Below are 13,850 nucleotides of genomic sequence, written 5' to 3' on the forward strand. Positions count from 1 at the left end.
TCATCTCGTACGAGCCTGTGATCGTCTGCCTCGTCTGAGCCCAATGGAATCAGCCGTTAAGACAGCGGGCGAGACAGCAATCGCCTAATTTAGTATAGCGGTATGTAATTTATAAGTCCAGCAGCCACCATCTTGGCTACGGCTAAAGTATGGGTTAAACTACAAATAAGTCACAGCAGCGAGTAGATTTCAGCCTCGTACACGTCTCTGACCCGAGTCCCCCATTCGTGGGTGTACGTGTCGATAACATCCTGTGCCACGTCGCCTCTGAGGTACTTGACGACACCGCGGTCGCCAGTCCGGTCCCGGAGATGTGTCGTGAAGAAGTGTCGGAAGTAGTGCGGTGTCACGTTCTCTTCGGCTCCCCCACCGTCCGTGTACCACCCGAACTCACGGGCGTGGGATTCGACGATGTGGTGTACCATGTTCGGCGTGAGTCGCTCTCCCCAGCTGTCGCTTGTGGACACAAACAGCGGCGCTGCAGGGGACTGCGTGTCCGGCCGAATCGCGAGCCAGCGTCGCAGCACTGAAGCCAGCTCTGCATCGACTGGAATCGTTGTCTCGCGCTTGCGCTTGTTGGACGCGGTCCGTTCTTCCCCGTTACTGGCCTCACCACGAGTCGGGTCTGCCGCGACGAACAACGAGTCCGGACGCCCATCAAGCCCTGCTCGGACCGTAATATCTGGTCTGGGGCCGGGGGTGTCGAGGTTGAGGTCCCGGATGTCGAGGTTACACAGTTCGCCGGCCCGCATTCCCGTTTTCAGCAGTGTCACTGTGATAGCTCGCTCAAGTGGATGTGAGATGCTGTCGACGAACGCACGCATCGACTGAAGGTCGATCTCCCGACGGGTCGGGTCGGTGTTGATCGATTCGTCCATCTCCTCCATGACCAGCGTCATCGGGTTCGAATCGAAGACGCCGACCTGAGTCATGTACGCGAAAAACCGGTGCAGATATGATGCATATGTTGCGACAGTGCTTTCTTCGGCATCTCCACGGAGACTGTGGACATATGCCATACAGTCGCGGTGGGAGGCCTCTTGAACAGGAAGAGGCTGGCTGCTATCCGCCAGATAGGACTCGAAGTCTCGCAGGACGCGCTCGTAAGAGGCACGAGTCCGGTCGCTCTTTCCGTGATACCGGATGTCATCGAGGAAATAGCCGATCGGGTCCGATTCGGCGTCCGGTGTGGCTGTATCCGTGCTCATTCGTCTCGAACATACCCCCCATGTCGCCCGCTGTACTGCACTTCGTTGTTGGACTGCAGTTCCTGCAGCGTGTCTTCGAGGCGGTCCTCGATGTCGTCGGTAAGCTCGGCGAGCAGGTCATCCCACTCGTAGTAATCCCCGTCAGCCAAGATGTCCCGGACCCGGTCTTTCAGCCCGTCACCCCCAGGGGTAGCGCCCGGAGAACGGGGTTCCTCGCTATCGTTCTCAGCGGCGTCCGATCCGCCCGTTTCGGACGCTGCTGGCTCGAAACCGCTTCGGCCTGCCTGTACCATCGTCCGGACGAACTCGCTTTGGCTCATATCCAACTCCTCGGCGTGGGCCTGCCACTGTTCCTTCTGGTAGGCCGGAATATACGTCCGAACCGTCGTGCGCTCACTGTCACTGGACACAGTCTCCTCTCGAACGCCGGGAACTTCAATGTAGTCCCATACTCAGAGATAAAAGCCTTTATTTGGGTATATGGTACCCTATTTTGCCCCATTCCAATCAAATATTCAATAATTTAGCGGATATAGGGGTCCACACTCACAACTATAAGGTTCGCTGGAATGTTGGCCCCATTGTTGATTCGTCCAGATTGGGGAGGATATGGCAGGCCCTCGAGTGTCAATAAGAGGCTCGGAATGACCGGACTGCCCTGCCGGTTGATGCCTTGGTCGTCTCACGTACGCATCCGTGGCCCCAGATGAGGCGTGTACCGCCGCTGTTGGCATCTTCCGGTGACCGGTGCGGTCCGCTCCGTAGACATCTCGGTCGGTCAATGAGCCCCAGTATACTGTTCCGGTACAGTAGGCGATACCACGTCTGTGCGCTGTTCTCTGAGACGTTGAAACGCGGTGGCTCCAATCAGTCGTGGTCATGCCATCCAAACACCTTGCCATCAACTTGCTTGTTTTGCTGGCAGCTCAGACTCGTTTCTGACGCTGCGAGGCTGGCGGAATCGCACTGTGGAAGGTCCTGATGCTGTGTCGTCCGGCCTGTACTGCCACACGTAAACACGCTTAACCGCCCACGCTCTGACCTGCCACCAACATGCACTGTATCTACACCGTCTCCGTACAGCCATTCCAGTAAGTACGACATACTGCCCCATGACTGCGTGGTCCCGGGCTCGCTTCCAGTACAGTCGCTAGACACGCCTACGACTGTCTCGATACTCTCCCCGGAAAACTTCGTCTTCAGCGGCTCCAAACGGCTTCATTTCCCGAACTGTTGCTGGGTTTTCGCGTCATGTCATTAACTCTCTGGACCATCTCACGGTTTTCGTACAGATACTGCTTGCCAGCGTGATGGTACAGGCAGCGGGAGTGTATTTGCCACTCTCTTGAGTAGCCGCGTCATCGGGCAGTTGCGTGTCCCCCGGCAGAAGCAGTCATGAGTAAGCGCCGAAAAGGCAACCAGTGTCTCGTACCACAATCCAACGGCTCCACCTCGTGTGGTCGGCTGATTCGGGTTGGCAGCGATTTAGGGTTGAAACATCCTGTGGTTGTCAATCTCACAGTGGTTCCCAATCAGCAGCTCAGGCCCCGGGACTGCTCGTCTCCTCTACCGGTCTACGATATGCTGCGAATGCTACCCTTGCGTACACGCCCGTTGCCCTCGTTGCCACGGAAATCCGGTCGGTCTGGTGTTCTCCGACCGACGTATTCGGTCCTTCTTCGTATTCAAGCATTCGCGCCATGCGTCGCTGTTCTGTGGCACTAACAGGTGGCAGGCTATCGAGAACAACTTCGCACTGCCCTGGGGCGGTCTGTACCACGACCCTGTCCGCTTCTGCACACGGAACCGAGCGTCCGATCGCTGGGACAATACAGACCACGAGGCTATAGAGTACTGAACCGAAACCCTCCTGCATTAGCGTGTCGAGACTGAAACTAGGGCTATGCGTACCCGACGACACGCGTCTGCTCAGGTGGGTGAGTCCGGTGGCTAACGACGCACTCGTTCTCTTGTTCATGATTGCGATCCTTCTGGTAGTCATGATTGTAACCCTTATCGGTGGGTTCTATCTGGTCAAGTATCTCGTCGAGCGGACGTTCAATTCGTAAGCGTGGCCCACCAGAACAGTCTGACCATCTGATGTTTAATTACTACTGATAATCCTCATGCGACACTCTCAGCGATGCACTCGGAACAAGTAAACTCTATATGGCTATACAGAATTTGAGTTGGTCAATCCAGATTCGGATTGGATATCAGAAGCTCAGTAGCCAGGCCATATCGTACTCGCATGTCAGCAGCGATCTGAACTGACCGAATCAGGACGAGTTATCCCTGTGGCGAGGACAGTTTCTTTTCACGAGCTACTCGAATTCAGCGTTGGGCTGCCGTGAGAACGATGGCTGTCAGCAGAAATCAGCGACGTGGTCGCCGGTCCGGACTTCCGCCGGAACATCTGTCAGTCTCTATCTCTTCCGGTCGCTACGCCCAGAATCGTCGTCTCAGCGTCGAAATACGTCGGCGCGTCGGTCTCGATTTCGAATTCAAGAACAGTTTCGAGATCGCCAGCGTCCTCGGCGAGTTGTTCTGCAAGATCTGTATATCCCGCAGCCAACGTCCGGTATTCCTCAATTGTTGCCTGTTTCGTTTGCGCTCGCTCCTGCTTGGCCTCGATTTCGGCGATAGTAGCTTCCGCATCACCGTCCGGACGGTCGGGACTCTCGGTTAATGTCGCACGAGCGGTGGCAGTGTCCTGTTCGATTTCTTCGAGCAGATCGGAGAGCGCCGCGCTCTGTTGCTCTATCTGACCCGCAAGAATCGCAGCTTGGGTTCGACAGTACTCGGCGAGTTCAGCCCGCGAAATATCGCCCATGTCGTCGCTCATTGAACACGGTACGTCGCCAGCGCGAAAACCGGTTTCGGTGAAAGCAGCGACGCGGGTTACTCTTCTTCCTCTTCGCCGAGACTCTGTGACGGACCGCCCGAGAAGACGAACTCGTGTTCGGCTTCGGTTTCGAAGCGGTTCAGGATGTCACCGAGTGGCTTCGCGTAGCGTTTGAGCTGTTCGGCCCGCGAAGACACCTCGTTGAGCTCTGCGGCCTGCTCTTCGGCTGCGCCAGCGACAGTCTGGGTCTCGGCCATCATCTGGTCACTCGTTTCGGCGGCCGACTGCAGCGTCGTCGCAACCGTCCGGAACCGCTCAAGCGAGTCGCCCAGATCGATGTCCGGATTGTCCGCTTCCAGTTCTTCGAGCGTGTCCACGAGGGTGTCGAGGTCCTCCGAGATGGTTGCGAGACGGTCCTTCTGATCGTAGGCGTCGTCGGAGATTTTCTGCGTCGATTCGGCGACCTGCTCGGACGCGTCACGGACAGACTCCGCACTTGACAGAACGACGTCCCCAGATTCCGCAACTTCATCGGCGAAGCTGTTGAGCTGGCCGATCGTCTTTTCGAGTTCGTCGACCATGCCGTTGAACTCGCTGGCGATACGATCCATCGATTCGTTCTCGCCGTCGGTGTCCATCCGCTCGGTCAGGTTTCCAGCGGCCGTCTCCTCCATCACGTCGGAGAACTCCTCGGCCTTCTTCTGGAGATACTTGTTGACTTCGAGGGCTTCGGCTCGGGAAACCTCCGCCTCTTTCTGTGCACGCTCGGCCTCGTTGATCTGCTGTTTGAGCGCGTCGCGCATATCAGCGAACCCGCTGTACAGGCGACCGACGTTGTCGATGCGACTGGTAGCGATATCGACGTCGAGGTTCCCCTGTCGCATCTGGTCCGTTTTTCGGGTCAGTCGGTCAATAGACGTCGCCGTGTTGTACCCGAGTATCGCACCGACGCCTGCGATGAGTAGCACCATCAGTGCCGTCCCGATGAGCCCGTACTGTTGGACGTTCTGGACGAACCCAAATACCGCAGAGTTAGGCGCGTGCACGAGGACGACCCAGTTCGTTCCCTGTATCGGTGCGTAGCCGACGGTGTAGCGTTCGCTGAGGACGTCAGCCGCCGGCATATCGGCGGTGACACCGGATTGCTGTTCTGAAGACCGGAGGTCATTTGCCTCGGTGATCGGCGCGGTCGCGCGGCTGCTCTCGCTGTACGACTGCAGTATATTCTCTCCGAGGCCACGGCTCCCGTCTCTGGGTTCGTCGATCATGACGACCGCCGACCCGTTGACGACTTGCGTGAATCCGCCTTCGGCCCTGTTGTTCCCCTGTAGCGAGTTGGCAATCTCATCGAGTGAGTATTCAATGAGAATATACCGGTTCTGCGAGGCATCGACAGGGCTGACAAAGCCAACGACAGGGCCGGAGTTTGTCTGGTACACGTCAGAGACGACGACATCGCTTGCCGTCTCGAAGTCGGCACCGGTAAGCCAGCCTCTGCTCGTCGATTCGAGCGGTGAGTTGGTCAGTACCTGTGAGTTAGATGTGCTGGCGACGACTTGAGACTGGGCTGCGTTCCGTTCGATCAGATGGATATCGGACGCATCTGCCGACAAGGCGGCTTTCCGATTATTGAGTTCGATATTGATATCGTCGGTATCGCTACTGGCCCAGATATCATCTGAGGAGACGAATTGAGTCGATAGCCGGTTTCGGTCTACCCACTGTGACAGGATGTCCGCTTCCTGTGCGGCTGCGTTCTCGTAGTCACTCAGAACCTGTTTTTCAGTGTAATCTCTGACCTGCTCCGTCGCGGCAAGACCGATGAGCCCAACCGACAGCGCCATGACGAAGAGGACGATGCCGAATTTGAGTGCAAAGTTTCGCCGGATGAAATCCGGGACGACTGTCGCCAGAATCCCACCGCCGGCGTTCGAATCGGTCTCTGAACTGTCTGGTATCTGTGTGTCTCCTGAGCTCATTGTTAGTTCCCTCCAAGCGAGCAGTTCGCCGCTGGGTCGCTATCGCACGCGTACTGTACATCCGCTGGTTCCCCGACCAGCTCGTAGTAGGTCCCATAGGATTGCTGTATCTCCGACTTGCCTCTCACAACCGGCACCTGACGCATCGCCTGATGATCACAGGCCCGGAGCGTCTGTGGTCCGAGGCCAGCATCGTACTCGTGGCCTTCGAGCGCTCCGATGACATCGAGCGGATTGAACGTTCCCGCCCGCTCGACTGCGCTGGCGTATTGCAGCGTTTGCGTATATGCGATATGCGCTGGTCCTGATGGGGAGACTGATTTCGAGGAGCCAGTCGAACTGCTGTACTCCTCACGGAACGTCTCTCGGAATGAGTTAGACAGCGGCGAGTTGATTGCTGGACTCCAGGCGACAGTCCCGATAACGCCCTCTATCGCATCGCCTGCGGTCTGGGCAATATCCTTCGAAGCCATTGGAAGAACGATATTCGACTCCGGGAACTCATCTCGGAACGCCCGGAGTGCGTTTACTGCGTCGAGGCCCCCGAGTCCAAGCACAATCACGTCGAAATCGACCGACTTGATGTCTGCTGCGTACTGGGAGTAATCGCTTGTCCCGACCTGTGCGGTCGTGTCCCAGACAGGTGCCCAGCCGATATTCCCGAGAGCTGCATCCATATCATCCCGGAGCGTCTGTCCCCAGTCACTGTCCTGAAAGATCTTGACGTAATTGGCGTCTTCGCCGAACTCGCTACGGAGTGCTGGGGCCAGCGCCGCTGCCGCCATGCGGTTATTGAACATCTCACGGAAGGAGTACCGGTTACAGTCGGCCCCCGTCAGCGAATTCGCGTTCGCCATCGTCGCCATGTACACGATTTGATTCTTCGCGGCAACCTTCTGATTAGCCAGGCCGGAACTGCTGGACGTGCCGCCAGCAAGCATAATCACTTCCTCGCTATCAACAAGCCGCTGTGCGTTACGCCGAGCGGTATCTGAATTGCCACCCGTGTCTTCGACAGCGAATTCGACATCCTTATTCAGAAGACCGTCACCGTCAAGGGGCGACTCGTATTTCTCGCTCGTTACCCACCCACCACCGTTGTTAATGTGCTTGACCGCGAGTTTGAAGCCTCGGAGTTCCTGTTTGCCGGCCGTTGAGTACGCTCCAGAGGACGCGATGTTGAAACCAAATGTCACCGAATCCCCGGACACCGGATAATTTCCGACTGGAGTTGGGGTCGGCGTCTTATCTCCATCTGTCACACCCTCGCTGCCACCACAACCGGCAAGTCCGGCCAGCCCGGACACACCAATCGAACGGAGTAGGTTCCGCCTAGAGACCGACGGTCCACCTCCATCTCTCCCTGAATCCATACTGCCGTGTCTTAATTAGTATAGCACATAAACTTTTGGAGAAAACTTATACTGCCTATAACCTATGACGAAAAATACGAGCTAACGCGCTCAGCTTCAGTAAGGTGTGACTAACAGATCGGTCTGGCGGCTGGTTCTCCGGGATTTATACCCAGTCAGTGAGCAACGTCGGATATGACGGAGTTAGTTACGTTCGGTGAGACAATGTTGCGGTTGTCGCCACCTGACGACGAGCGACTGGAGACCGCAGACCAGTACACGGTCAGGGCGGCTGGCGCGGAGTCAAACGTCGCAGTCGCTGCGCAACGACTTGGACTAGATGCACTGTGGGCCTCAAAACTCCCCGATTCGCCGGTCGGCCGACGAGTCACAGGCGAACTCAAGCACCATGGCGTGTCGGTCGATATCGCTTGGGACGACGCAGACAGCGCCCGACAGGGGACCTATTATCTAGAACAGGGCAGTCCACCGCGTGGCAACGACGTTATTTACGACCGTCAAAACGCCAGTGTCACAACCGCCACACCGGCGGAGCTTCCAACGGAGACCATCGCAGACGCCGCGGGGTTCCATACCTCGGGTATCACACCGGCGCTCTCGGAGACACTCGAATCGACCACTGCTGACCTCCTCTCGCTCGCACAGGACGCGGGTACGACCACGAGCTTCGACCTGAACTACCGCTCGAAACTCTGGACGCCAGCCGAAGCCCGATCAGTGTTGACCGAGCTCTTCCCGTCTGTCGACGTACTCGTAGTCGCAGAACGTGACGCGAACGTCGTGCTGGACCGGGACGGCGACGCGGAAGCGATTGCGCGGGACCTCACGGCCGAGTACGGGTTCGAAGCGACGGTTATCACCCGCGGCAGCGATGGAGCGCTCGCGCTTGCCGACGGGACCGTAACAGAGCAGCCGACGTTCGAGTCGACTGATGCACATCCGGTCGGGACCGGTGATTCCTTTGTCGGCGGCTTCCTCTCGCAGTATCTCTCTAGCGGTACTGTTGCAGAGGGTCTCGCCTGGGGTGCCGCGACGGCTGCACTCAAACGGACGATTCCGGGCGACATTGCCGTCGTGTCCCCTGACGAAATCCGCTCGATTCTCAGCGGCGACACGGAAGCGATTTCGCGGTAGCTACGCCGTCCAGCAAGCTTCTTATCCCTTCGCGGGGAACGGCAGGGTATGATTAACTATGAACGCTGTAAACTGTGGCTCCCCGGGGACGGAGGTCACAATGCGTAGCGCGAAGATCGTCTGTACCCTCGGTCCCGCGTCGGACTCGGTCGACGACATCGCGTCGCTTGCAAAGGCCGGAATGTCTGTTGCCAGACTGAACGCGAGTCACGGTTCACCGGAACACCGCCGGGAGATGATCGACCGTATCCGTGAGGTAGACGAGGCGGTCGAGGAACCGGTCGCGGCAATGCTCGATATGCCAGGACCGGAAGTCCGAACTGCGGAGATCGACGAACCGATTCAGCTCACGGAAGGGTCCACCATCCGGTACGTCGTCGGTGACGACGCGACACCAGAGGAGGTCGGTCTCTCGCAGTCGATTACGGCAGTCGAGCCGGGTGACCGGGTGCTGCTTGATGACGGACGCATCGAAACGACTGTCGAGCGCGTCGATGGTGACACAGTGTTTGCGACCGTTGAGAACGGCGGCAAACTGTCCGCCCGCAAAGGCGTCAACGTTCCCGGCGTCGAACTCGACCTGCCGACCATCACGGAGAACGACAGACAGGAACTCGACGTGGCCGCCGAGAAGGAGCCCGATTTCGTGGCCGCGTCGTTCGTCCGTGACGGCGAGGATATTTACGAGATCAGCCAGGCGCTCGAAGAGCGCGGCGTCGACATCCCCATCATCGCCAAGATCGAACGAGCCGGGGCCGTTGAGAACCTCGATTCGATAATCGACGAGGCCTATGGCGTGATGGTCGCCCGCGGTGACCTCGGCGTGGAGTGCCCGCTCGAAGACGTGCCGATCATCCAGAAGCGCATTATCCGCCGGTGCCACGAGGCCGGCGTGCCGGTCATCACGGCGACTGAGATGCTGGACTCGATGGTCCACTCCCGGCGGCCGACCCGTGCGGAGGCATCGGACGTGGCAAACGCAGTTCTGGACGGCACCGACGCGGTCATGCTCTCTGGCGAGACGGCGATTGGGGACCACCCGACCCGCGTCGTTGAGACAATGGATCGAATCATCCGCGATGTCGAGGGCAGCGAGGAGTACGCCGAGTCCCGCGAACAGCGCGTGCCAAACGCTGGTGATACTCGAACGGACGCGCTCGCGCGCTCCGGTCGGTTCCTCGCTCGCGACATCGGCGCGTCGGCGATTGTCGCGGCGTCCGAGTCCGGCTACACCGCGCTCAAATCGGCGAAGTATCGACCGTCGATCCCCATCGTCGCCTCGACGCCGAGCGAACGCGTCCGCCGGAAGCTCGCGCTTTCGTGGGGTATCACGCCTGTAACGACCGAGTACACTACCGAGGGCGCTGACGCCGTCATCCAGACGGCAGTTCAGGCGGCCCTCGACACCGAAGCCGCGGACAGCGGTGACACGGTCGTCGTTCTCTCCGGGATGATGACCGAACTGGAGGGGATGAACACGGCGAACATGCTGAAGGTCCACGTTGCGGCCGAAACGGTCGCCAGCGGTCGGTCCATCGTCGATGGGTTAGTGACCGGTCCCGTCCATCGGATTTCGACAGCCCCGCCCCGGGAGTCGCCGGGCGACCTCTCGAACGTCCCCGACGGGGCGATTTTGGCTGTTCCAGAGGGGTTCGACGGTGAATTCGTCGGTGACACCAGCCACATCGGCGGCATCATCGACGGCCACGAGGGCGTCACGAGCTACGCGGCCATCGTCGCCCGTGAGCTTTCGATTCCGATGATATCGAACGCGGACCTGCCTGATACGGTTTCCGACGGGGCGACTGTCACACTGGACTCCGAACGCGGCGTCGTCTACGAAGAGGCCGTTGGACGAGAGGACATCTCGGGCAGAGAGCGAGACTACTAACCGCAGTAGAATCTGTGTAGTTAAGTATCGGTGGGGCAACCCTTCGACCAGCATGGGCGCTTACGCAGGGGTCGACCTCGGAGCGACACATATTCGGGCTGTTATCGGTGACGAGACGGGCTCGATAGTCGCGTCACACAAAACTGAGACACCGCGTGGACCGGCAGGTATCGCGGTCACGGAGGCGGTTCTCGACGCGATTCGGCAGGCCTGTGACGCCGCTGATATCGCCCCGACAGATGTGATTGCCGCCGGTATCGGGTCCTTCGGTCCGATGGATCTGGCTGAAGGCGTCGTGGAAAACCCAGCAAACCTTCCCGACACTATCGACCGGATTCCGCTGACCGGGCCGGTCGAAAACCTCATCGGCAGCGAGCGGGTCTCGTTGCACAACGACGCCAACGCCGGCGTCATCGGCGAACGGTTTTACTCGGACCGAAGCCCTGATGACATGGTGTATCTCACTATCTCTTCCGGGGTCGGCGCTGGGGTCGCTGTCGACGGGAATATCCTTTCGGGCTGGGACGGCAACGCCGGGGAAGTCGGCCATCTGACAATTGACCCGCAAGGGTTCATGACCTGTGGCTGCGGACACGACGGCCACTGGGAGGCGTACTGTTCGGGCGAGAACATCCCACGGTATGCCACACAGCTCCACCGGGAGGACCCAGTCGAGACGGCACTCCCAATCGAGACAGAGGAGTTTTCTGCAGCGGATATCTTCGAGTACGCCGGCGAAGACGAGTTCGCCTCCCACGTCCTCGATCAGATCTGTCACTGGAACGCAATTGGCGTCGCAAATATTGTTCACGCGTACGCGCCACTCGTGGTCTACGTTGGCGGGGCCGTTGCGCTCAATAACCCCGAGCAGGTGCTAGACCCCATCCGGGACCGACTCGATGAGATGGTGATGTCGAACATCCCGGATATCCAGTTGACGCAGTTTGGCGACGATGTCGTGGTTCGCGGCGCACTGGCGTCCGCGCTGACTGGCGGCACAGGCGACCCGTCACAGCGCGTCTGAAAAGCGTCGACAAGACCGCAGACCGTCAGGTTACTGTTGCAGGTCGTACAGCCGCCGGAAAGCCGTCGGTGGGAACCGCGGCTCGACGCGGCTCGGCGGGCGTCCCTGCCCGTTGGTGACTGTCGCCTCGACACGGTCGACGACGCCGGATTCCGCCATTTCATAGAGGAATCGCTTGACGGTCCCGGCTGAGAGGTCGACTGAGTCTACTGACGCAATCGCCTCTGTCGTTGCTGTTACCGAAGAGCGTTCGCCCTCCTCTAAGTCGATGAGTTCTCTGAGGACGGCCTGCCGGTTCGTCGGCAGAGAGAGGACGACGCCCAGCGACACACAGGGATCGGGAACTTCCCCGATGGCCGCGTCGACGTTGGCCTGTGTGATACGGTCCTGCCCTCGCTCCTCGGCCAACTCTGCGGCAATAAACAGCGCGGCAAGGGCATCGTGGGCGTTTCCGTCCGCCCAGTCGGCGATATGCCTCGCCAGACTGTGGTCGAGCCCCTGCTGAGCCAGCCCGTTCGAAGCTCTGGTCATCAACACGTCGACGAGCATCTGCCGTTGATAGCGGTCGATACTGATCGACTTAGCGGTGTACCGTGTCAGTTCAGTCGCCGACGGATCGTCCCGACCGATAGCCAGCCAGCTGACGTTGCTCGGTAAGCCAGCAAACAGCTCAACGAGGTCCGGTGCCTGGATACTCTCCGGCTCGCTGATGTGGTCGACTGCAATGACGATACCCGTGCGTTGCTCTCGAACTAGGTCGTGGAGCCGGGACTTGAGCGTTTCCGTCCCAATTCCGTGTTCCGGCACCGATTCGTCGACGAGTGCGTCCAAGATGGCGTGGTAGAACGCGAACTCGCTTGCGGTCTCTCTGGCGTTCACATAGACGAACGACGGAGAGGTCGGTGGCTGTGCACGGGTCGTCGTGTGGATGATCGCCTGTTGCTCCGTCGGGAGCTGTTCTAAGTTGGCGAAAAGCGCCGTGATAACCGCGGACTTCCCTGAACCACAGGGGCCGTACACGTACGCGTTCGGCGGAAGCTGCCCATCGAACACCGGATCGAGGTGGTCTAGCAGCCGTTCGAGGACCGGACCTCTGTCGGCCGGCTCCTCGATGTGGACGACCGGTGAGATGGACTCGTAATCCTGAATGAGCCGTGGCTCACCGTTCCGGCGTTGTCGGCGCTTGATTCTCGCTTCAATGTCCATCGTTCAAAGAGATATGTGTTATAGCGTTTGGGACGGGAATATAGAGGTACCGCTTTAGAGCATGCCCAGGGCCGGGACCCAGGAGGTGCCGCCAAAGACGCCCACGACAGCGAGGATGAAGACGGTCAACGTCGCGACAACGATTGCCGCTGCGGGCGGGTCAAAGTGCGTGTCCGAGTGTGCGTAGAACACGCGCTGGACGACCTCTCCGATGAGTGCGCCGTAGGCACCGAACACGCCGGCAACGAGGATGGCCACGACGGCGGCCATCGTGCCCAGCTCCGGCGCACCGCCGAAGACGGCCAGCGCGGCCGTGCTTGCGGGCAGGGTCATGTGGTGGGTCACCGGAATCTTCTCAACGCCGAGGTTGAGGAACGTTAGGCTCGCTGCGGAGATGCCGAAGCCGAGGAACGCACTACCGGTCTGGAGCGCGATCCAGCCACCGAGCAGGCCGGCGACGAGGCCGATCATCGCGACGTTCGCCCACCGGTACTGGTGGGGCAGCCACGGCTCGACAGCAAGGCGGTACGATTCCGCAACGCCGCCGTCAGTGGTCGCTTCACTACTGCCACCGTCCGTCGCCATCCGCTTCTCGCCGTTCTCGAACGGCGACATATCGAGAATGTTCCGACTGCCAGCGCCGATCAGCGGGTAGCCAAACGCGATGCGGTGGGCGACAGCCGACAGGACGACACCCAGCGCAATCGGGTCCCACGGGAGCGCGAGCCCGCCAGACACCTGACGGACAACCATCCCGAAGATACCGAACAGCCCACCGACTGCGAGGATGTCCGGTCGCGTTCCGAGCGCGTAGGCGATATCTTTTGCTGGGTGGTAGTCGCCGTCGTCCGGCTCGTACATCCCGTCGCTCTTCGCGGCGTACGCGGCCGCTGCGGCACCACCCGCGAAGGAGATGTGTGGGCCGAAGACGGGACCGAACGCGATAGCACCGGTCACGCCGGTCGCCAGCCCATCAGCTCCGAGTTCTCCGAGTTGGCCGACGATACTGCCCCGGAGAATCGCGACTGCCTGGCCGGCGATGACCATGAAGCCGGTGAAACAGAACGCCGGGAGCGCGCCGACTGCTGCGCCGAAGGCACCGCCGGCGAAGGCGGCGATTATCAGCAGCAGGAGATCCGGAACCCCCATGCCGAAAACTGGAATCTGCAGGGGAAGGGTCTCTATCATGG

11 protein-coding genes are annotated in these 13,850 nt (G+C 59.6%); 4 read left to right on the forward strand and 7 right to left on the reverse strand.

The window, feature by feature from the left end; translation table 11 throughout:
- Nucleotides 1-170 precede the first annotated feature (170 nt).
- Nucleotides 171-1,208, reverse strand: a complete 1,038-nt coding sequence (locus AMS69_RS09860; protein WP_053967921.1) for a tyrosine-type recombinase/integrase — start codon at nucleotides 1,206-1,208, stop codon at nucleotides 171-173.
- The gene (locus AMS69_RS09865) at nucleotides 1,205-1,618 is read right to left on the reverse strand and encodes a DUF5805 domain-containing protein (protein WP_053967922.1); all 414 of its coding nucleotides are present in this window, start codon (nucleotides 1,616-1,618) and stop codon (nucleotides 1,205-1,207) included. Before AMS69_RS09865 ends, AMS69_RS09860 begins: the two co-directional genes overlap by 4 nt.
- Before the next feature lie 1,536 nt (nucleotides 1,619-3,154).
- Between AMS69_RS09865 and AMS69_RS21085 the strand changes: the two genes are divergently transcribed.
- On the forward strand, nucleotides 3,155-3,277 hold the full coding sequence (locus AMS69_RS21085; RefSeq protein ID WP_274378005.1) for a hypothetical protein: 123 nt from the start codon (nucleotides 3,155-3,157) through the stop codon (nucleotides 3,275-3,277).
- Nucleotides 3,278-3,627: 350 nt separating this feature from the next.
- On the opposite strand, the gene AMS69_RS09875 is transcribed toward AMS69_RS21085, so the two are convergent.
- The 3 genes from AMS69_RS09875 to AMS69_RS09885 are packed head-to-tail and all read right to left on the reverse strand — an operon-like array spanning nucleotide 3,628 to nucleotide 7,243.
- Nucleotides 3,628-4,053 (reverse strand): hypothetical protein, encoded by a 426-nt coding sequence (locus tag AMS69_RS09875; protein WP_053967924.1) that lies wholly within the window; start codon nucleotides 4,051-4,053, stop codon nucleotides 3,628-3,630.
- Between the two features lie 56 nt (nucleotides 4,054-4,109).
- Nucleotides 4,110-6,032: a HAMP domain-containing protein gene (locus tag AMS69_RS09880; RefSeq protein ID WP_053967925.1), complete on the reverse strand. Its 1,923-nt coding sequence runs from the start codon at nucleotides 6,030-6,032 to the stop codon at nucleotides 4,110-4,112.
- A 2-nt stretch (nucleotides 6,033-6,034) separates the two neighbouring features.
- Nucleotides 6,035-7,243 carry an ABC transporter substrate-binding protein gene (locus AMS69_RS09885; RefSeq protein WP_053967926.1) on the reverse strand — a complete coding sequence of 403 codons (1,209 nt, stop codon included), beginning with the start codon at nucleotides 7,241-7,243 and terminating at the stop codon, nucleotides 6,035-6,037.
- Between the two features lie 336 nt (nucleotides 7,244-7,579).
- Between AMS69_RS09885 and kdgK1 the strand changes: the two genes are divergently transcribed.
- The 3 genes from kdgK1 to AMS69_RS09900 all read left to right on the forward strand — a co-directional run bounded on the left by kdgK1 (nucleotide 7,580) and on the right by AMS69_RS09900 (nucleotide 11,454).
- Nucleotides 7,580-8,539 (forward strand): bifunctional 2-dehydro-3-deoxygluconokinase/2-dehydro-3-deoxygalactonokinase, encoded by a 960-nt coding sequence (kdgK1, locus tag AMS69_RS09890; RefSeq protein WP_053967927.1) that lies wholly within the window; start codon nucleotides 7,580-7,582, stop codon nucleotides 8,537-8,539.
- A 100-nt stretch (nucleotides 8,540-8,639) separates the two neighbouring features.
- Entirely contained in the window at nucleotides 8,640-10,430 is a 1,791-nt protein-coding gene (pyk, locus tag AMS69_RS09895) for a pyruvate kinase (RefSeq protein WP_053968343.1), read from the forward strand.
- Nucleotides 10,431-10,482: 52 nt separating this feature from the next.
- Nucleotides 10,483-11,454: an ROK family protein gene (locus tag AMS69_RS09900; RefSeq protein ID WP_053967928.1), complete on the forward strand. Its 972-nt coding sequence runs from the start codon at nucleotides 10,483-10,485 to the stop codon at nucleotides 11,452-11,454.
- Between the two features lie 30 nt (nucleotides 11,455-11,484).
- Here the strand turns inward: AMS69_RS09900 and AMS69_RS09905 are convergent, their stop codons facing one another.
- Nucleotides 11,485-12,660, reverse strand: a complete 1,176-nt coding sequence (locus AMS69_RS09905) for a Cdc6/Cdc18 family protein (RefSeq protein ID WP_053967929.1) — start codon at nucleotides 12,658-12,660, stop codon at nucleotides 11,485-11,487.
- 54 nt (nucleotides 12,661-12,714) lie between these two features.
- Nucleotides 12,715-13,848 carry a hypothetical protein gene (locus tag AMS69_RS09910; protein WP_053967930.1) on the reverse strand — a complete coding sequence of 378 codons (1,134 nt, stop codon included), beginning with the start codon at nucleotides 13,846-13,848 and terminating at the stop codon, nucleotides 12,715-12,717.
- Between the last annotated feature and the right edge of the window lie 2 nt (nucleotides 13,849-13,850).

Source organism: Haloarcula rubripromontorii, from assembly GCF_001280425.1.
Lineage (GTDB): Archaea > Halobacteriota > Halobacteria > Halobacteriales > Haloarculaceae > Haloarcula > Haloarcula rubripromontorii.

What these genes read in the sequence shown, in the direction of transcription:
- AMS69_RS09860 (WP_053967921.1), bottom strand. Translation starts at nt 1,208, where the DNA reads ATGAGCACGGATACAGCCACACCGGACGCCGAATCGGACCCGATCGGC.
- AMS69_RS09875 (WP_053967924.1), bottom strand. Translation starts at nt 4,053, where the DNA reads ATGAGCGACGACATGGGCGATATTTCGCGGGCTGAACTCGCCGAGTAC.
- AMS69_RS09880 (WP_053967925.1), bottom strand. Translation starts at nt 6,032, where the DNA reads ATGAGCTCAGGAGACACACAGATACCAGACAGTTCAGAGACCGATTCG.
- kdgK1 (WP_053967927.1), top strand. Translation starts at nt 7,580, where the DNA reads ATGACGGAGTTAGTTACGTTCGGTGAGACAATGTTGCGGTTGTCGCCA.
- pyk (WP_053968343.1), top strand. Translation starts at nt 8,640, where the DNA reads ATGCGTAGCGCGAAGATCGTCTGTACCCTCGGTCCCGCGTCGGACTCG.
- AMS69_RS09900 (WP_053967928.1), top strand. Translation starts at nt 10,483, where the DNA reads ATGGGCGCTTACGCAGGGGTCGACCTCGGAGCGACACATATTCGGGCT.
- AMS69_RS09905 (WP_053967929.1), bottom strand. Translation starts at nt 12,660, where the DNA reads ATGGACATTGAAGCGAGAATCAAGCGCCGACAACGCCGGAACGGTGAG.
- AMS69_RS09910 (WP_053967930.1), bottom strand. Translation starts at nt 13,848, where the DNA reads ATGATAGAGACCCTTCCCCTGCAGATTCCAGTTTTCGGCATGGGGGTT.